Origin of the sequence: Achromobacter sp. ACM01, from assembly GCF_014851745.1 — a bacterium.
Taxonomy (GTDB): Bacteria; Pseudomonadota; Gammaproteobacteria; order Burkholderiales; family Burkholderiaceae_B; genus Achromobacter; species Achromobacter aegrifaciens.
In genome coordinates this window covers 1102089-1120900 of sequence record NZ_JACVAF010000001.1, presented here as the reverse complement: position 1 = coordinate 1120900, position 18812 = coordinate 1102089, and the positions used below count along the sequence as shown (strand labels likewise).

Genomic DNA, 18812 nt, shown 5'->3' with positions numbered 1-18812 from the left:
CCCGCTCAGGCCGGCCAGGCGGCCACGGGCGTATCGGGATGCACCTTCATGATGCGGCAAGGCACCTGGACGAAGTTGGAAATCCAGGCCGCGGCCAGTTCCCCTTCGTCGATCACGTCCACCACCTGCTCGCCCACCTTCATGCTGTAGCGCACGCTGTCGTCGTCTTCGATGACGTCCAGCGGAATGTCCATGCGCAGCATGCCAGGCGCCTTCAGCACCAGGTAGCCCAGCCGCAGCTCGACCGAAACGTCGGCCAGCCGCGGACACAGGGCGCGGTTCAGCCACTGCCCGGAATCGTTGGCGACCAGCCATTGCCGGTGATAGCCCGCGGCCTCGGCCTGCGTGGTGACGCCGCACTCGGCCACGGGTTGGAAGTTCTCGGCGTTCATTTGCCCAGCAGTCCCTTCAAAGCTTTGTCGACGGCAGCGCCGCCCTTGCCCTTGCCCGTCACCGCTTCGCGAAGCTTGTTTTCCAGGCTGCGCTGGAGAATGCCGCCGATGGCGTCCTTCCAGAGCACGGTATAGGTCGGCTTGTCGAACGGTCCCTTGACGTGCACGGGGATGGTCACGTCCTTCAGGTCTAGCAGTTCCTTGCCTTCCGGATCGGCTGCCGGATTGACGACGCGGGCTCGCGCCACCAGGTCCAATTCGCTCTTGACGAAGTCAATGGTGGCCGGATCGCCCTGCGTCACGCGCAACAGGGGCGACACCACGTTCAGGCGCTTGACCGCGGCCACGCCCTTGGTGAAGGCCAGGTCGGCGTCCATCTCGGAGAATTCCGTCTGCTTGCTGGTGTCGGACGCGACGGTTTCGTTCTGCGATTCCGGTTTGAAGGCGGCCTTCAGTTCGCGCAGCGTCTGCGTCAGGTTGATGCCCTTGACCGCGCCATCGCGCAGGCGCAATTGCATGGTGCCGCCCAGGCCGCTCTTCATGGCGTAGGCATTGGCGCCGGCTGTCTTCAGGTCCAGCGCAAGGCTGCCCGTACCGCTCAGCACGTTCTGGCGCGCCAGGTCCATCAGGAACGGTTCGATGGCGATACCGGCCAGCGACATCTTGGTGGCCAGCTGGTTACCCTGCGCGGCGTCCACCGACAAAGTGCCCGCCAGCTTGCCGCCGTACAGGCCGGCAGTCAGGCTGGAGATATCCAGCTTGCCCTTGTCCAGCTTGACCGCGGCGCCGACGTCGTCGGCCTTCAGGCCGCGCACGACCAGCTTGCCAACCTTGATCGTGCCATTGACGCTGGGACCGATCAGCGCAGACAGGTCGATCGTGTCGTCGGCAGGTTTGGCAGGCGCCGCAGGGGCTGCAGGCTGCGCGGGCTTGCCGTCTTCCTTCTTGGCTTCGGCCGGCTGCTTGGGCGCCGGCTGCGCGGGCGTTGCCGCAACCGGCGGCACCAGCTTGTCCAGGTCCAGCGTATCCACCACCAGCGCGAAATTCACCTTGGGCGCATCGCTCAGCTTGGTAATGTCCGCGCTCAAATCGAACTTGCCGCCTTCCAGCACGGCGTTGATCTTGCTCGTGGCCTGATCCTTCAGCAGATCCGCGGTCACGCTGCCGATCACGGGGATCTGCAGGCTGCCCTTGGGCAGTCCGGGATCGGTGATGTTGACGTCGCCCCGCAAGCCAGACAGGCCGCCGCTGCGCTGCAACAGGTTCAAGGACAGCGGCGAGGCGAAGTTCAGCTTGACGATCCGTTCGCCATTCTTGGACGTGCTGTCCAGCTTGGCTTCCTTGATCTCCAGCTCACCGGCGTTGCCGCTGATGCCGTTCAAGCCGAAACTCGCGTCCAGGCCGCTGATGCGCACGCGGCCCGTCAGCGCCTCACCCGTGGCCGACGCCGGAGAGATATTGAGCGCGGGCGCGTCCACGGCGAATTCGAAGGGACCATCGGCCACGCCGCCCTTGGCGCGTATCGCCAGTTTCTCGATCTGCAGCTGGCTCTTATGCGGGTCGATCGCCAGCTTGGGGATGGCCACGCTGGCATCCACATTGGTCGCGCGCGCAGCGGGATCGGTGACGTCGCCCTGGAACACGACTTCCAGGCCGGCGATGTCCAACGCCGACTTCTGGCCGTTGAAGGCCAGATTGCCGCGCATGGCCAGGCTCTTGGCTTCGGCCCCCGGCAGCTTGCCGTCCATGCGCAGGTCCAGCTTCTGCGCAGCGTAGCGCTTGGCCGACGGATCCAGCGTAAGCAGGGCCTGGCCGGTCAAATTGGCGTCCACGCGCGGATCGCCACCCTCGACGCGTGCGGTCATGCGCACATCGAACGGTTGATTGAAGGTGACGCGGCCGGTGTTGGCGTTGATCTTGGTGACCGCCACCGCCATGCCCGTGATCTCGTCCTGCAGCTGCACCTGGCCGTCCTTCAGGTCCAGCCCGGCGATGTCGATCTGCATGTTGTTGCGCGGCTGCGGCAGGTTGCCGTTGGCGATGGCCTGCACCGCGCTCTGCGCCGCGCCCGCCAAGGCTTCAGCCGGATTGGCCGGCGCCGCCGTGATCGGCGCGGTGCCGCCCACGAGATTGCTGAAATTGAAATGGCCCTGCTTGTCCCGCACCACACGGGCCTTGAAACCGGTGATCGCGACGTGGTCCACCACGAAGCTGTTGGACAGCAGCGGCCACACCGCGACCGCCAGACGGGTGCTATCGATGGAGGCGAAGGTTTCGGAGCTGTCCGGCTCGGACAGCGACACGCCCTGCACCGACAGCCCGATGCGCGGGAAGAGCGACAGCTCGATCTCGCCGTCTATCGTCAGCGTGCGTTGGTAGCGTTGCTGGACAAGCTCTTCCAGCTTGTACTTGTACGCGTTGGGGTCGAATGTCAGCAAGAAGATGGCCAGGCCAACGACGGCCACGACAACCAACACTACCAGGCCTATCAAAATGCGCTTGAACCACGTTTTCATTGCTGCCCCGTCGGTACCTCGACTGGAAATCCTTGAATGCCGTCCGCTGCGCCGGGCGCGCGGAAGGTGCTTTAGCTGCGGAAAAACCGCCAGGCCCATGTAGCCACGGCCTTTCAGGGCGTGCCCGCTCTCTTGCCGAGCCTGGGGCTGCGGCGCCGAAAATGGAATCTGCCAAGGAAAGCCTGATGAAGACGCCAGCCGAGCCAGCGTACAGATAGCGCTATCGTAACAAATCGGGCCGACTTCGCGCGGATGGCCGGGCGCGGCCGCGCAAAATCAACACTATCGGTATCGATGCGGAGTCTCGAAATCCGGCCTCGGACCTGACAACTTTCTGTCTCGCGGATTGTAGGGCTAGAATGATTGATACATCAATCATTGATAGATCCAACAATGTCCGCCCCCGCTACAGGCACCCCGCACTCGCCCGGCCAAGTGCTTCCTTTCCGCCAAACCCTGCTTGCCATGCTGGGCATGTGCTTCGTCATGATGATGGTCGCCATCGATCAGACCGTGGTCGGCACCGCGCTGCCGACCATTGTGGCCGAACTCAAAGGCTTCGAACTGTATGCATGGGTAGCGACGTCTTACCTGCTTACCTCCGTCATCACCGTGCCTATCTTCGGCCGCCTGGGCGACTACTACGGGCGCAAGCCGTTCGTAGTGGCAGCCATCGTATTGTTCACCCTGGCCTCGGCGCTATGCGGCGCGGCCGACAGCATGTTCACGCTGGTCCTGGCGCGGGCGCTGCAAGGCATAGGCGGCGGCATGCTGGTAGGCACGGCGTTCGCGTCCATCCCCGACCTGTTTCCCGATCCCCACGTGCGGTTGCGGTGGCAAGTCATGCTCAGTTCCGCCTTCGGCATCGCCAACGCCATCGGCCCGACCCTGGGCGGCGCGCTGACCGAGCACTATGGCTGGCGCTCGGTGTTCTACGTCAACCTGCCCATTGGCCTCCTCGGACTCTGGTTCGTCGCCCGCTATCTGCCGCATCTGCGCAACCACACGACCGGCCGCGTGCGGCTGGACTGGCAGGGTGCGCTGCTCATCGCCGTGGCGCTGGGCAGCCTGCAACTGCTGGTCGAACTGTTGCCCAAGGAAGGGCTTAGCGCATCCATCCTGCTGCTGGGCGCGGGCAGCGCGGTAGCCTTCGCCCTGCTGTTCTGGTGGGAACGGCGCTGCCCCCACCCGCTGCTGCCGCTGGACATGTTCCGCAACCGCGGCCTCGCCATGCTCTTCACGCTGGCCCTGCTGGTGGGCGTGACCATGTACTCGCTGCTGTTCTACGCGCCGCTGCTGCTGCAAGGCGGCTTCGGGCTGTCGCCCCAGGACGCCGGCCTGCTGATCACGCCAATGGTGGTTTTCATCACGGTGGGCAGCATCGTCAACGGCCGCATCATCACCCGCATCCGCAATCCCAACCGCATGCTGTATGCGGGCTTCATCCTGATGGCGCTCTCGTGCCTGGGCATTGTTACCACCCATAGCTATACGTCACATGCGCTCATAGCCGCATACATGCTGATGGCCGGGCTGGGCATGGGTTTCATCATGCCCAACCTGACGGTCTTCGCGCAGCAGACCGCCGGCCGCAGCCACCTGGGCATCGCCACGGCGCTGCTGCAATCCCTGCGCATGATCGGCGGCATGTTGGGCACGGCGATCGTCGGCACCATGATCAACCACAGCTATTTCAGCGGCGTCGAATCCACGCTGCGCGGCGCTTCCGCCCGCTGGCTGCCAGAGCTGAATGATCCCCAGATGCTCGTCAATCCCGAGGCCCAGACGCAGTTCCTGGCACAATTGGCGCATCAAGGCCAGGACGGAACCTCGCTGATCGAGATCGCGCGCGTCGCGCTCGTTGGCGCCATCCACGAAGGGCAACTCATAGCCCTGGCGGTCGCGGTGTTCGCGCTCTGGTGCGTGCGGCGCGTGCCGCCGGTCCAGTTGATCCGCCCTTCCACACCAGAGCCGGCCGGCGTCGGAGAATAGCTTTTGCCCAAACAACAACAAGGCTTGCAGGTCATCCAGCACATGGGACAGGCCTACCGCGGCATGCAGAGCGCGTTCAGCAGCACCGTCGGCCACGCCCTGCCCCGTTGGCGCATTTTGCTGGCGCTGCATGAGTGCGGCCAATGTTCGCAGAAGCATCTGGCCGAACGCTGCCGGCTCGATCCCGCGTCGCTCACACGGCAGCTGCAGGCCATGGAAAAAATGGGCTGGATCGCGCGCGCAGTGGATTCGCAGGACAACCGCCTGACCAACGCCAGTCTCACGCCGGCCGGCCAGGCCGTGGTGGATGAAGCCCTGCCCAAGCGGGCGGCGTTCTTCGAGGAGTCGCTCAAGGGGTTGTCGGCCGCGGATATCGACACTTTGAATCGCGTGCTGAGCGTGCTGGAAGCGAATTTCCTGCGGGCGGCGGACAAGGCGCCAAGCTAGCACAGGCTCCGCCGCCATAAGAAGTACGGTATCGGCCCATAGCAAAACACGATTCGCGAGCCATAAGGATCATCCAGAATACAAACCGACTCCCCCACATAAGAACAAAGAGGCGGCAATGGATTCGGTGTATTTGGTGGTGACGCTGGGCGCGGTCATCGCGGGCTTCGTGCAGGGCCTGTCAGGCTTTGCCTTCGGCCTGGTGGCGATGTCGTTCTGGGCCTGGGTGCTGGACCCGCGCCTGGCCGCGACGCTCGCGGTCTTCGGCGCCCTGGTCGGGCAGATCCTCGCCGCCATCACCGTGCGCCGCGGCTTCGATCTGCGGCGATTGCTGCCCTTCGTGATCGGCGGCCTGTTCGGCATTCCGCTGGGCGTGGCGCTGCTGCCGCGCCTGGACATGGACTGGTTCAAGACCATACTCGGCATCCTGCTTGTGATCTGGTGTCCCGCCATGTTGTTGGCCAAGAACCTGCCGAAGATCGCCGCAGGCGGGCGCGCCGCCGATGCGGCCGTCGGCATGGCCGGCGGCGTGCTGGGCGGCATAGGCGGCTTCACAGGCACGCTGCCCACCTTGTGGTGCACCCTGCGCGGATTCGACAAGGACGCGCAACGCGCCATCATCCAGAACTTCAACCTGTCCATGCTGCTGGTGACCATGGGCACATATCTGGCCAGCGGCATCGTCACCCGCGCCATGCTGCCCATGTTCGCCATCGTCGCCGCCGCCATGCTGGTGCCGGTATTGCTGGGCGCGAAGCTTTACATAGGCATCAGCGAGGCGCGCTTCCGGCAGATCGTGCTGGGGCTGCTGACGGCTTCCGGAGTCGCGTTGCTGGCCTCGGCGGTGCCGAGGCTGCTGGAGCGCATGGCATAGTTCCGTCCGTGACCGCAATACGGACAATCAATGCCCATGAATTCCGACCGCCGCTACCTCGTCATCCAGGCCCACGCCAGCGAGTTCCCCGAACCCATGCTGGTGCGCAAGGGAGATCGCGTCACCGTCGGCGAACGGTACGATGGCCCCGAGGGCTGGCCCGACTGGTATCTGTGCACGCCAGCAGGCCAACAAGCCGGCTTCGTCCCGGCGCAATTCCTGGACCGCCACGCCGACGGCAGCGCCACGATGCTGGAGGCTTTCACCAACAAGGAGCTGGATGTCGCGCAAGGCGAAATGCTGCGCGGAGAGCGCGAACTGAATGGGTGGGTGTGGGCGGTCAGGCTTGCGGATGGAGAGACGGGCTGGGTGCCGCTTGAAAACCTGCGTCTGTGCGATCACACCATCTGCTGATGCGGTCCAACCCGGCCGCTGCCAGTCATCCCGCTATTCGCCGCAACCGATTGTTTCTCATCCCTCATACCGTTCTCGCAAAGCCCTTCCTGGAGCGGCGCGCATCGCTGTTGACGCCTCACCAAAAAAAACACCCCAAAGATCGGACACAGGTCTGATCTTTGGGGTGCTTCGGGGGATATGCTGTTTCGCTTAGACGTTGAACAAGAAGTTCATCACGTCCCCATCCTGCACGATGTATTCCTTGCCTTCCGCGCGCATCTTGCCCGCTTCCTTGGCGCCCTGCTCACCCTTGTAGGTGATGTAGTCGTCATAGGAGATGGTCTGGGCGCGGATGAAGCCGCGTTCGAAGTCGGTGTGGATGACGCCAGCGGCCTGGGGCGCGGTGGCACCGATCGGCACGGTCCAGGCGCGCACTTCCTTAACGCCGGCGGTGAAGTAGGTCTGCAGGCCCAGCAGCTTGAAGGCGGCGCGGATCAGGCGGTTCAGGCCGGGCTCTTCCATGCCCATGTCCGACAGGAAAGCCTGGCGGTCGGCGTCGTCGAGGTCGACGATCTCGGATTCAATGGCGGCGCAGATGGCGACCACGGGCGCGTTGCGCGCGGCGGCGAATTCGGTCAGGCGGTCGAGCAGCGGATTGTTGGTGAAGCCGTCGTCCGCCACGTTGCCCACGTACATCGCGCGCTTGGCGGTGATGAAGCAGAGCTGGGCGATGTCGGCCTTTTCCTCGGTGGAGAGGTCCAGCGCACGGATCGGCTTGGCTTCGTTCAGCTGGGCCACGCACTTTTCCAGCACGGCCACGATGCGCTGCGATTCCTTGTCGCCCGAACGCGCGGTCTTCTGGTGGCGTTGCAGGGCCTTTTCAGCGGTCTGCAGGTCGGCCAGGGCCAGTTCGGTTTCGATGACTTCGATGTCGGCGATGGGATCGACCTTGCCGGCCACGTGGATCACGTTGGGATCTTCGAAGCAGCGCACCACGTTGACGATGGCGTCGGTTTCGCGGATGTGCGAGAGGAACTGGTTGCCCAGGCCTTCGCCCTTGCTCGCGCCGGCGACCAGGCCCGCGATGTCGACGAATTCGACGGTGGCGGAAAGGATGCGTTCGGGCTTGACGATTTCAGCCAGCTTCTGCAGACGCTGATCCGGCACTTCGACCACACCGACGTTGGGTTCGATGGTGCAGAACGGATAGTTCTCGGCGGCGATGCCGGCGCGGGTCAGAGCGTTGAAGAGGGTCGATTTGCCTACGTTGGGCAGGCCGACGATGCCGCATTGCAGAGCCATGGGAATCCTGTGTAAGTACGGTATTGATCGTTAACGTTCTAGTTTACCCCGGCTGGGCGCTCAGGCCCCGCCGGCCGGGCCGCCGTTGCGGCCCCGGTCAGGCTGCGGCGGCGGGAACCCAGCGCATGATGATCCAGATCATCAAAATGGGGCCAGCGTTGAAAGCGGAATGCAGCAATATGGCTGCGCCGATTCCGCGACGCACGCGCATCCAGCCCAGCACGAGGCCCGTGAGCCATTGCGGCAGCACCAGCAGGGGCAGCAGCCAGTATGGCGTCTTGCCGTAGACGAAGTTGGTCAGGTGCACCGCGGCAAAGGTCAGCGCGACCAGGTGGAACACCAGGCCGAAATGCTGCAAGTAATAGCGCCGCCAGGTGGTGTCCCAGCCTCGTAGCGGTTCGGGGCGCTGGCGCGCGCCCCAGCAGGCCAGGATGACGAATGCAGCCAGCAGCAGGCCGGTCCAGACCTTGGGCCCCCACAGCACCACGGGCACCATCGCCGGGATCAGCCATAGCGCCTGTCTTGGACGGCGCAGGCCATAGCGGAACAGTATCTCTTCCACCAGCGGCGCCCAGATGACGGCGGTCAGCCAGGGGATGTTGGCGGGATCGAGCCGATGCGTAACGCCGCCGAGCCCGGCGGCGGCCACCGCCACCGGCCCCAGTGCGAACAGGTTCACGGCCCACAGCAGCGCGGCCCAGGCCAGCAGGCGTCCAGGCCCCAGGCCCGGCCACCAGTCGGCCACCAGCCCGCTCGCGGACGCGCGGCCCGGCAGGCGCGAAGCCGGATGCGGGTGCCGGATGAAGCGCCAGAAATCCGCAACTTCGCTGCGAAAGCGAAGTTTTCCGCCAGATAGCGAAGCCGATTGCCGCTGGTCCGTCATCAGGCCTCGTTGCCGCTGTGGAGCTGGCGTGTCGCCAGGGGAAAATCTCCGGCCAGCATCGCCGGCACGACCGCGCGACACCGGTCGATCACCGCTTCGATCTCTTTCTGTTCCTCGCGGCGCGGCGGATGCAGCACGAAGTCCGCCACCTGCTGGGCCAGGCCCAGCGTGCGGGGATGGCCGATGCCGATGCGCAGGCGCCAGAAGTTGGGGCTGCCCAAGGCCGCCTGGATGTCCTTCAAGCCATTGTGGCCGGCGTGCCCGCCGCCCTGCTTCAGTTTCACCTGACCGGGCATCAGGTCCAACTCGTCGTGCAGCACCAGCACCTGCTCGGGCACAAGCTTGTAGAAACGAGCCAACGCGCCCACCGCCTGGCCGGAACGATTCATGTAGGTATTGGGCTTCAACAGCAGCACGTTGTCGGCGCCCAGACGGGACTTGGCCACCATTCCGAAAAAGGACTTCTCCAGCGCAAAAGAAGCGCGCAAGTCGTCCGCCAGATGGTCGGCCAGCCAGAAGCCGGCGTTATGCCGGGTCGTTTCGTAGTCAGGGCCGGGATTACCCAGTCCGACGATGAGGCGTATAGGAGTAGACATGATGGGGGTGTTTAAACCAAAAAACCCTGCGCATGCAAATGCACACGCAGGGTTTCGGGTACCAGCCGTGGAAAGCCCGAGGACTTTCCGGCAGAACTTAGGCGGCCGGAGCTTCGGCAGCGCCTTCGTCGGCGGCAGCGCCGCCCTTGACCACGGCCGTGGCGGCCAGCAGCGGGTTGGCGTCACCGCCGTGGGGCACGTACGTCACGCCCTTGGGCAGCTTGATGTCGGCCAGGTGGACCGAAGCGCCAGGCAGCAGGTCCTTCAGGTCCACTTCGATGAACTGGGGCAGCGCTGCCGGCAGGCAGGTGATTTCCAGTTCGGTCAGGACGTGGCTGATGATGGCGCCGCCCAGCTTCACGGCCGGCGAGACTTCAGCGTTGATGAAGTGGAACGGGACCTTGGTGTGCAGGGCCTGGTTGGCGTCCACGCGCTGGAAGTCCACGTGCAGGACTTGCGGCTTGTAGGCGTGCCATTGAACCGAACGCAGCAGGACTTGCTCTTCCTTGGCTGCGCCTTCCAGCGCCATTTGCAGGATCGACGCGTGGAATTCTTCCTTGCGCAGGGCGTGGTAGATCTCGTTGTGGTCGAGTTCGATGTTCAGGGGGGCAGCCGTACCGCCATAAACGATGGCGGGAACGCGGCCCGCGCGGCGCAGGCGGCGGCTCGCACTCGAACCCTGGACGCTACGCGCAGTGGCATTGAATTTCATGGAAAACTCCAAAAACAATAAATGGCGAAGAGACTTCGCCGATTAGTGCACGGCACGCGAAATGCGCGCCGTGTTTGTTGCGCCTTGCCGCGACCAGCAAGGCGCAAAACTCTGTATCCGGACTACCCGTCCGAGGGCCGCTACGTCTTAATCGACGAACAGCGAGCTGACCGATTCCGCGTTCGAGATACGCAGGATGGTCTCGCCCAGCAGCGCGGCGCACGACAGCTGGCGGATCTTGCCGCTGGCCTGGCCTTGCTCGGAGAGCGGAATGGTGTCGGTGACGACCAGTTCGTCCAGTTCCGACGCTTCGATGCGGTCGATGGCGCCGCCCGACAGCACGGGGTGCGTGCAATAGGCGTAAACGGCGCCGGCGCCGCGGTCCTTCAGGGCCTGGGCCGCCTTGCACAGCGTGCCGGCGGTGTCGACCATGTCGTCCATGATGATGCAGGTGCGGCCGTCGACTTCACCGATGATGTTCATCACTTCCGACACGTTGGCGCGCGGACGGCGCTTGTCGATGATGGCCAGATCGGCTTCCAGCTGTTTGGCCAGCGCGCGGGCCCGCACCACGCCGCCGATGTCCGGGGACACGACGACCAGGTTCGAGAAATTGCGGCGCCAGATGTCGCCCAGCAGGATCGGACCCGCGTAGATGTTGTCCACGGGGATATCGAAGAAACCCTGGATCTGGTCGGCGTGCAGGTCCATCGTCAGGACGCGGTCGACGCCAGCCACTTGCAGCATGTTGGCCACGACCTTCGCCGAGATGGCCACGCGCGCCGAGCGCGGGCGGCGGTCCTGGCGGGCATAGCCGAAATAGGGAATGGCGGCGGTGATGCGGCCAGCGGAAGCGCGGCGCAAGGCATCGACCATCACCATGATTTCCATCAGGTTGTCGTTGGTGGGGGCACAGGTGGGCTGCAGGACGAAGACGTCCTTGCCGCGCACATTCTCGTTGATCTCGACCATCACTTCGCCGTCCGAGAAGCGACCGACGGTCATCTTGCCCAGGGACATATCGAGGTGGTTGACTACGTCCACGGCCAGCCGAGTATTGGCGGTGCCCGTGAAAATCATGAAGCTATCGTTTGCCATGATGGATGATGCGATGGTCGTTTTAAGACACTAACGAGATGATGCGAGGTAATGCACCAGCGGACCCGGAAAATAAAAAAGCTGCTGAACCCGGGCCAGTGTCTTACAGGCGTGTTCAACAGCTTTTTTATGTATTCGGTTGGCTGGGGAGGAAGGATTCGAACCTTCGCATGCCGGAATCAAAATCCGGTGCCTTAACCAGCTTGGCGACTCCCCAACTATCTTGCAATCCAATTCCGCAACGGATGTTCAGCTAACCCAGTACATGCCTGCACTAACCGAAACCGTGGATGCGTTTGGCTGAATGTTTTATCAGCGCCGCGCATTATAGCGGATATTTCTGCTTCTGCCAAAACGGCTTCGGAGAGTTCGGAAAATTCGGCGAATAAACACGCGCCAGATCCCGACATGCGAACTGGAGTTCCACGAAGGACCTCCTGCTCAGCAAGCCACCGCGATGCCCCAAGCACTTCTGGGTAAAGGCGGTAGACCACCGGCTCCAAATCATTCCTGCCGAAGCGGGAAGTAGGCGAAGCAAGAAAGACCGCTATTGTGATGGAAGAAGAATCTCTTGTCAAATCAGGTGCGGAAAATATTTGTGGCGTGGGCACGCTGGCGTCCGGCTGCGCCACCAGATATGCACGATCCGGCAGCGTCACCGCCGTCAGGTCTTCGCCTACACCCTGGGCGAATGCGGATTGACCGAAGACAAACACGGGCACATCGGCGCCCAGAGGCAAGGCCAGCTCCATGAGTTCGCGCCGCGACAGCCCGGTATTCCACAACTTGTTCAGCGCGATCAGCACGGATGCCGCATCGCTGGAGCCGCCGCCCAGGCCGCCGCCTTGCGGGATGCGCTTTTCCAGGCCGATCTGCACGCCCTGCTTCGTACCCGTGGCCCGCTGCAGCGCATGCGCCGCGCGCAGGGTCAGGTCCTGCTCTTCGGGCACGCCAGGCAGCTCCGTGGCGCGGCTGATGACGCCGTCGGCGCGCACATCGAAATGCAAGGTGTCGCACAGGTCGATAAAGCGGAAGGCGGTTTGCAGCAGGTGATAGCCGTCGGCGCGCCGGCCTACGACGTGCAGGAACAGATTGAGCTTGGCGGGAGCGGGTACGTCGTAGAGAGTCACGGCTGAACAAACAAAAAAAAGCGGTCGCCCGATTTTACCGGGCGACCACTGATTCCGGGCCAAGACGGCCCGCCATTCAAGGCTGATTGACGACCAGACGCAGCATGATGCGCCGGCCCGGCTCCTGGCGTTCCAACACCAGCAACTGGGGACCTAGCGTGTCGTAACGTGAGAGCCGCGCGCGCCAGCCGCCCTGCTCAAAAGCCGCCAGGCGACCCAGTTCGTCGCGCGACACTTCGGTCGCTTCGGGCGTGGCCGCCAGCTTGCCACGCAGCCAGTCACGCAGCCCGGACACGGGCATGCTGCTGCCCAGCGCTTCCGCGGCCAGGGCATCGGGATTGTCGGCGACCAGGCGGGTGCCGTCGGCCTTGGTCAGGCTGGCCGCGCCGGGCCGTCCTTCCACCCGAGCCTCGGTCGAACCCAGCGGGTTGGTCAGGTCCAGCACATAGTGGCGGCCATCGTCCGACCACGAGAAGCCGCCCTGCACGGCGTTCTGCTTGCCGCTTTCCTCGTTGACGGTAATGGCGAAGCGGCCGATGCGCGAGAACGCGTCGGCGCTGGCGCCTTCGATCGGTTTGGGCGTGGTGCAGGCCGCCAGCGTCGCCGCCAGCATTGCCATCAGGAACCAGCGCAGCGGCGCGGCGGCGCCGAGCGCACGTTGAAACACTGCGGTCACAGGCTGATCCCCAGGCGCTTGGCCACGTCCTGAACGGTCTTGTTCTTGGGATCCTTGGCCACCGCGGCGCGCAGCAACTCGACGGCCTGGTCGCGCTTGCCCTGGGTCCAGAGAACCTCGGCCAGGTGGGCTGCGATATCTGCTTCCGGACGCACGCTGTAGGCGCGCCGCAGGTAGTCGGCGGCAGCTGCGGAATCGCCCATGCGGTACTTGACCCAGCCCATGCTGTCGAGGATGAACGGATCGTTGGGCGCGAGCTCCAGCGCTTGCGTGATCAGATCCAGGGCCTCGGGCAGGCGCTGGTTGTGATCGGCCAGCGTGTAGCCCAGCGCGTTGTAGGCATGCGCATGATCAGGGTCCAGCGCGATGACCTGGCGCAGCATGCGTTCGAGGTCGGCCAGACGGTTCTGGCGTTCGTACAGCATGGCCAGTTCGTACTTGATCTCGACCGTGTCGGGCAGCGCCTGATCGGCCGCTTCCAATACCGACACCGCCTGCTGCACGCGGTCGGCGTCGCGCAGGATTTGGGCCTTGGTCAATACGCCCAGCGTACGCTCTTCCTCGTCCTGCGGGCCGGCGGCGTCGATCATGGCCAGCGCGTCGTCAATGCGACCGCTCTTGGCGCGCAAGGCGGCCTGGCGCATGCGCACCGAGTAGCGCAGCGTCGGATCGTCGATACGGCCCAGTTCAGCAATGGCGTCGTCGTAATGGCCCTGGTCTTCGGCGATGCGGGCCAGCAAGACATGGGCGTCGGCCGCGGCGGCGCCGGCATCGGTTGCGCCCGGGACGGTCGCGCGCTGGCGTTGCTGCTGCACGTCCAGATACTGTTGCAACAGGCTCTTGGCCTGCGGCAATTGCCCGGCCTTGTAGGCCAGTTGCGCCTGCATGAACAGAAGGTCGAAATCTTCCGGCGAACGGCGCGACATGGCCTGCAATTCAGCCAGCGCGCCGTTGTAGTCGCCGCTGTCGGCCAACTGGCCGGCCAGCATCAGGCGCACCTTGCGGGCGTTGGGATTGCGGGCGATATAGGCGCGCGCCTCGGTCTGCGCGCGCTGCGGGTCCACTTTGTAGCCGTATTCCAGCACGCGCAGGGCCGCGGGTTCCGACTTGGGATCCGCCGCCAGGGCCGCGCGCGACTCCTGCGCGGCACGGGTGTAGTCGCCCGAGGCGGAAGCCACGTCAGCCAGCGCCAGGTGCGCTGCCGGCAGCTTGCGCACGCTGTCGCTCAGGGATTCGTCGAGGATGCGCAGGGCCAGGCGGCGGTCGTTCAGGCGGCTCAGCACGGCCAGGGCCTGGCCGATGGCGGCCGGCTTGTCGCGCGAGGAATCGATGCGGTTGCGCAGGGCCTGCGACAGGCCCTTGGTCTGGCCGTTGGCGGCGGCCAGCGCCAGCTCGGTGGAACTGGCCTCGACGTCGTTGGGAGACAGGCGCGCCCAGACCCGCGCGGCGTCCAGGGCGCCGGGCAGGTTGCCGCCGGCCAGTTGGAATTCGAGGGCGCGGCGAGCCAGGCGTGGATCGCCGGTATCCCGCGCCAGGCCCAGCATGGTGGTAGCCGCGGAACCGTACATGCCGCGCTGCGCGGCGATCTCGGAGGCGAGCACGCGATAAAAAATGTCCGCGGTCAGCGAGACATAGGGCAACTGCCCGGGGCGCAGCCGTATGACTTCGGTTTCAGGGTGGCGGCTCTGGGGCGCCATCCTGGGCCCGGTCGCATCGCGCGTCCGGCTGTCGGCGGCCTGGGCCGGCGGGGTCAGTATTGCTGCCAGCGCAAGCGCTAGCGCGGCGATCCCGATGTTTATAGGTTTGAAAGACGACTTCACGCGGCCCGTCCGGTTGATGGCACAATCTTCGTACACGCAATTAATGATCTTACACTGGCTCATGCCGGAACTGCCTGAAGTCGAAACCACGCGTCGGGGAATCGACGCCGTCATCACCGGCCGGACGCTCACGCGCCTGGTCATCCACGAATCCCGCATGCGCTGGCCGATCCCGCAGGATCTGCCGTCGCTGGTCGCTGGCCGCGCCGTGCTGGAATGCGCGCGCCGCGGCAAGTACCTGCTGCTGCGATTCGAACACGGCACCCAGATCGTGCATCTGGGCATGTCGGGGTCGCTGCGCAGCGTCGCGCCTGGTGAATTCCTGCGCAAGCACGACCATGTCGAATGGATCTTCGAACAGGCCGTGCTGCGCCTGCATGACCCGCGGCGCTTTGGCGCGGTGCTGTGGCACCCCGAATCCGACGGCCCCATCGAAGCCCACCCCCTGCTGGCCAAGCTGGGCATCGAACCCTTCGATCCACGGTTCGACGGCGCCTGGCTGCACCGCCATTTCAAGAACCACAGCGCCGCCATCAAGCAGGTGCTGCTGGCCGGCATGGCGGTGGTGGGCGTGGGCAATATCTATGCGTCGGAAAGCCTGTTCCGCGCCCGCATCAATCCCAAGACGCCAGCCAACAAACTGTCGCCCGCCCGCTGCGAGCGCCTGGCCGACATGGTGCGCGCCACCCTGGCCGATGCCCTGACCTCCGGCGGCAGCACGCTGCGGGACTACGTCGGAGCCACCGGCGAACCAGGCGCCTACTTCGAGATCCACGCCGCCGTCTACGAACGCGAGGGTCTGCCCTGCCGCGTCTGCGCCACCCCGATACGGCGCATCGTCCAAGGCCAGCGCGCCACCTACTATTGCCCGAAATGCCAAAGGAATTGACCACTGCCGCCCCGGAAATCCGCGGGAAATCCCTGTAAAAACAAGACCATTTGTTTATAGCAAACGTATTGCACGAAAACTAACGTCAAGCTATATTCCTTCCACACACCCTATTCCTATAAAAGTGGAAGGAGCCTCCATGAGCAAGCAATTCGCCTCGCACGCCGACCTGGACGACAAGGTCGTCTCGTTCGAAAAACTGTCCGACAACGCCTATGCCTACACGGCCGAAGGCGATCCCAATACGGGCGTGATCATCGGCGACGAGGCCGTCATGGTGGTCGACACCCAGGCCACCCCTGTCATGGCACAGGACGTGATCCGCCGCATCCGCGAAGTCACGGACAAGCCCATCAAGTACATCCTGCTGTCGCATTACCACGCCGTGCGCGTGTTCGGCGCGTCGGCCTATAACGCCCAGGAAATCCTGGCCAGCCGCGACACCTACGACCTGATCGCCGAACGCGGCGAACAGGACAAGGCCAGCGAAATCGGCCGTTTCCCCCGCCTGTTCCGCAACGCCGAATCGATTCCGCCGGGCCTGGTCTGGCCGACGATGACGTTCAAGGGCGAAATGACGGTCAACCTGGGCAACCTGGAAGTCAAGCTGCTGCAAGTGGGCCGCGGCCACACCAAGGGCGACACCATCGCCTGGTTGCCCGAGCAGAAGATCCTGTTCGCTGGCGACCTGGTCGAATACCAGTCCACCCCCTACTGCGGCGACGCCTACTTCCGCGACTGGCCCAGCACGCTGGACGCGCTGTCTGGCTTCGAAGCCGAAAAAATGGTCCCGGGCCGCGGCCCCGCGCTGAAGAACGCCACCGAAGTCCGCCAGGGCCTGGCCGGCACGCGCGCCTTCCTGACCGACCTGTACGGCGCGGTGAACCGCGGCGTGGCCGAGGGCAAGGACCTGAAGACCATCTACCGCGAGGTCTACGACTTCATGAAGCCGCGCTACAGCGACTGGGTGATCTTCGACCACTGCATGCCGTTCGACGTGTCGCGCGCCTATGACGAGGCCACCGGCTACACCCACCCGCGCATCTGGACCGACAAGCGCGATCTGGAGATGTGGGCGCAGCTGGAAGGCTGATCCCGGCGGGCCGCCAACGGCCCATCCGAGCACCAACCGGAATCGCGCGCCGCAAGGCGGCGCGCGGCTTCGTGACATAAAAACAATATGACCCACACAGGAGACAACCGTGGGAGACATCGACTTTCAGGCGATGGAATTCGCCTATGAAAAACACGCCGACCAGGCCGCCAGCGAGCTGGCGCGCCATCAGGTGGTGGTGGTGGGAGCCGGCCCGGTCGGTCTGACCACGGCGCTGGACCTGGCGCGCCAGGGCGTGCGCGTGGTGGTGCTGGACGACGACTTCCGCCTGTCGACCGGCTCCCGCGCCATCTGTTTCTCCAAGCGCACGCTGGAGATCTGGGACCGCCTGGGCGTGGGTCAACGCATGATCGACAAGGGCGTGTCCTGGAACGTGGGCAAGGTCTTCTTCCGTGAGCAGGAAGTCTGGCGCTTCGACCTGCTGCCCGAACCCGGCCATCGCCGCCCGGCCTTCATCAACCTGCAGCAGTACTACGCCGAAGGCTATCTGTACGAGCAGGCGCGCCAGGAGCCCAACATCGATCTGCGCTGGAAGAACAAAGTTGTCGGCCTGGAGCAGCGCGATGACGGCGTGGTCCTGAACGTGGAAACCCCGGACGGCGCGTATGCCTTGCATGCCGACTGGCTGATCGCCTGCGACGGCGCGCGTTCGCCGGTGCGCAAGCTGATCGGCCAGGAAAGCCACGGCCGCATCTTCCGCGACCGCTTCCTCATCGCCGACGTCAAGATGCAGGCGGACTTCCCGACCGAGCGCTGGTTCTGGTTCGACCCGCCCTTCCATCCCAACCAGTCCGTGCTCTTGCACCGCCAGCCCGACAATGTCTGGCGCATCGACTTCCAGCTGGGCTGGAACGCCGACCCGGTCGAGGCCGTCAAGCCTGAAAACGTGCTGCCGCGCATCCGCGCACTGCTGGGCCCCGACGCTCGCTTCGAGCTGGAATGGGTCAGCGTCTATACCTTCGCGTGCGAACGCATGGACAAGTTCCGCCACGGCCGCGTCGTCTTCGCCGGCGACTCCGCGCACCGCGTATCGCCGTTCGGCGCCCGCGGCGCCAACAGCGGCGTGCAGGACGCGGAGAACCTGGCCTGGAAACTGAAGCTGGTGCTGGCCGGCCAGGCGCCCGAGACACTGATCGACAGTTACGCCGTCGAACGCGAATACGCCGCCGACGAGAACATCCTGAATTCATCGCGCGCCACCGACTTCATCACGCCCAAGAGCGACATCAGCCGCAATTTCCGCAACGCGGTGCTGAACCTGGCCAAGACCCATCCGTTCGCGCGCTCGCTGGTCAACAGCGGCCGCCTGTCGCTGCCCGCGACCTACGCCGGTTCGCCGCTGAACACGCCGGACACCGACGCCTTCAGCGGCCGCATGGTGCCGGGCGCGGTGGCGCTGGACGCGCCGGTGAACGCGCAGGATTGGTGGCTGGCGCAATTGGACGGTGAATTCGTGCTGGCGTTCTTCTGTGGCGACGCCCTGCCCGACCGCAACACGCTGCTTGCCCTCCAGGCGCTGCGCATGGCGCCTGTGCCGGTCAAGGCCGTGCTGGTCGCCAGCCCGCAATGCGATCTGTCCGCGCTGCCCAAGGAGCTGGCGTCCGTCACGGACCGCGAAGGCTGCCTGGGCAAGCGCTATGACGCGCAAGCCGGCACGGCCTACCTGATCCGCCCCGACCAGCACATTACCGCCCGCTGGCGCGCCTTCGACGCCGGCGCCGTCACCGCGGCCGTCAGCCGCGCCACGGGCCGGGCCTGAACTTCGAGATCACTCCATCATGCTGATTACCGAAACCAACCTGGTCTCGCCTGACGACTTCTACGAAGCGCTGATCGAGACCCACCGCGACCTCACCAACGAGCAAAGCCAGGAGCTCAACGCGGCGCTGATCCTGTTGCTGGCCAACCACTTGGGCGACATGGAAGTGCTGCGCGAGGCGCTGCGGCAAGCGCGGGCGTCCGTGGCGCCGTAGTT

General features: G+C 64.8%; 18 protein-coding genes and 1 tRNA gene. 8 read left to right on the top strand and 11 right to left on the bottom strand.

The genetic code is table 11. The features are described 5' to 3' along the window. Positions 1 to 5 precede the first annotated feature (5 nt). Both IB268_RS05125 and IB268_RS05120 read right to left on the bottom strand, forming a co-directional pair. Positions 6 to 392: an MOSC N-terminal beta barrel domain-containing protein gene (locus IB268_RS05125; protein ID WP_119449620.1), complete on the bottom strand. Its 387-nt coding sequence runs from the start codon at positions 390 to 392 to the stop codon at positions 6 to 8. Then, positions 389 to 2908, bottom strand: a complete 2520-nt coding sequence (locus IB268_RS05120; protein ID WP_175161368.1) for an AsmA family protein — start codon at positions 2906 to 2908, stop codon at positions 389 to 391. Before IB268_RS05120 ends, IB268_RS05125 begins: the two co-directional genes overlap by 4 nt. Positions 2909 to 3301: 393 nt before the next feature. On the opposite strand from IB268_RS05120, the gene IB268_RS05115 reads away from it, so the two are divergent. From IB268_RS05115 to IB268_RS05100, 4 genes are all read left to right on the top strand, one after another. Next, positions 3302 to 4900 (top strand): MDR family MFS transporter, encoded by a 1599-nt coding sequence (locus tag IB268_RS05115; protein WP_175161366.1) that lies wholly within the window; start codon positions 3302 to 3304, stop codon positions 4898 to 4900. 3 nt (positions 4901 to 4903) lie between these two features. After that, on the top strand, positions 4904 to 5347 hold the full coding sequence (locus tag IB268_RS05110) for a MarR family winged helix-turn-helix transcriptional regulator (protein ID WP_192353922.1): 444 nt from the start codon (positions 4904 to 4906) through the stop codon (positions 5345 to 5347). Between the two features lie 118 nt (positions 5348 to 5465). Further along, the gene (locus IB268_RS05105; protein WP_175161364.1) at positions 5466 to 6221 is read left to right on the top strand and encodes a sulfite exporter TauE/SafE family protein; all 756 of its coding nucleotides are present in this window, start codon (positions 5466 to 5468) and stop codon (positions 6219 to 6221) included. A 36-nt stretch (positions 6222 to 6257) separates the two neighbouring features. After that, positions 6258 to 6635 carry a ligand-binding protein SH3 gene (locus tag IB268_RS05100; RefSeq protein WP_192353921.1) on the top strand — a complete coding sequence of 126 codons (378 nt, stop codon included), beginning with the start codon at positions 6258 to 6260 and terminating at the stop codon, positions 6633 to 6635. A gap of 192 nt (positions 6636 to 6827) precedes the next feature. On the opposite strand, the gene ychF is transcribed toward IB268_RS05100, so the two are convergent. The 9 genes from ychF to IB268_RS05055 form a co-directional block, all read right to left on the bottom strand. Next, positions 6828 to 7919, bottom strand: coding sequence for a redox-regulated ATPase YchF (gene ychF / locus IB268_RS05095; RefSeq protein WP_054451948.1), 1092 nt, complete (start codon positions 7917 to 7919; stop codon positions 6828 to 6830). 97 nt (positions 7920 to 8016) lie between these two features. Further along, the gene (locus tag IB268_RS05090) at positions 8017 to 8802 is read right to left on the bottom strand and encodes a type II CAAX prenyl endopeptidase Rce1 family protein (protein ID WP_054451949.1); all 786 of its coding nucleotides are present in this window, start codon (positions 8800 to 8802) and stop codon (positions 8017 to 8019) included. Next, positions 8802 to 9398, bottom strand: coding sequence for an aminoacyl-tRNA hydrolase (gene pth / locus IB268_RS05085; RefSeq protein ID WP_054451950.1), 597 nt, complete (start codon positions 9396 to 9398; stop codon positions 8802 to 8804). The genes IB268_RS05090 and pth overlap by 1 nt, the downstream gene beginning before the upstream one ends. Before the next feature lie 97 nt (positions 9399 to 9495). Beyond that, complete coding sequence (locus IB268_RS05080) at positions 9496 to 10110, bottom strand: 50S ribosomal protein L25/general stress protein Ctc (RefSeq protein ID WP_042797362.1); 615 nt, start codon at positions 10108 to 10110, stop codon at positions 9496 to 9498. 147 nt (positions 10111 to 10257) lie between these two features. Next, entirely contained in the window at positions 10258 to 11208 is a 951-nt protein-coding gene (locus tag IB268_RS05075) for a ribose-phosphate pyrophosphokinase (RefSeq protein ID WP_006227587.1), read from the bottom strand. A gap of 140 nt (positions 11209 to 11348) precedes the next feature. Continuing rightward, positions 11349 to 11425 (bottom strand) — tRNA-Gln (locus tag IB268_RS05070). Position 11426: 1 nt separating this feature from the next. Further along, positions 11427 to 12338 carry a 4-(cytidine 5'-diphospho)-2-C-methyl-D-erythritol kinase gene (ispE, locus tag IB268_RS05065; RefSeq protein WP_082400801.1) on the bottom strand — a complete coding sequence of 304 codons (912 nt, stop codon included), beginning with the start codon at positions 12336 to 12338 and terminating at the stop codon, positions 11427 to 11429. A gap of 76 nt (positions 12339 to 12414) precedes the next feature. Then, positions 12415 to 12957: a lipoprotein insertase outer membrane protein LolB gene (gene lolB, locus IB268_RS05060; RefSeq protein ID WP_192352867.1), complete on the bottom strand. Its 543-nt coding sequence runs from the start codon at positions 12955 to 12957 to the stop codon at positions 12415 to 12417. A gap of 53 nt (positions 12958 to 13010) precedes the next feature. Then, on the bottom strand, positions 13011 to 14897 hold the full coding sequence (locus tag IB268_RS05055) for a lipopolysaccharide assembly protein LapB (RefSeq protein WP_054451952.1): 1887 nt from the start codon (positions 14895 to 14897) through the stop codon (positions 13011 to 13013). On the opposite strand from IB268_RS05055, the gene mutM reads away from it, so the two are divergent. The 4 genes from mutM to IB268_RS05035 all read left to right on the top strand — a co-directional run bounded on the left by mutM (position 14896) and on the right by IB268_RS05035 (position 18810). After that, the gene (gene mutM, locus IB268_RS05050; RefSeq protein WP_054451953.1) at positions 14896 to 15723 is read left to right on the top strand and encodes a bifunctional DNA-formamidopyrimidine glycosylase/DNA-(apurinic or apyrimidinic site) lyase; all 828 of its coding nucleotides are present in this window, start codon (positions 14896 to 14898) and stop codon (positions 15721 to 15723) included. The genes IB268_RS05055 and mutM overlap by 2 nt on opposite strands. 139 nt (positions 15724 to 15862) lie before the next feature. Next, a complete protein-coding gene (locus IB268_RS05045) occupies positions 15863 to 16816 on the top strand; it encodes an MBL fold metallo-hydrolase (RefSeq protein ID WP_119449627.1) in 954 nt (317 codons plus the stop codon). Between the two features lie 109 nt (positions 16817 to 16925). Next, positions 16926 to 18596, top strand: a complete 1671-nt coding sequence (locus IB268_RS05040; RefSeq protein ID WP_192353920.1) for an FAD-dependent oxidoreductase — start codon at positions 16926 to 16928, stop codon at positions 18594 to 18596. 19 nt (positions 18597 to 18615) lie between these two features. Continuing rightward, complete coding sequence (locus IB268_RS05035) at positions 18616 to 18810, top strand: DUF2783 domain-containing protein (RefSeq protein ID WP_054451956.1); 195 nt, start codon at positions 18616 to 18618, stop codon at positions 18808 to 18810. Positions 18811 to 18812 lie beyond the last annotated feature (2 nt).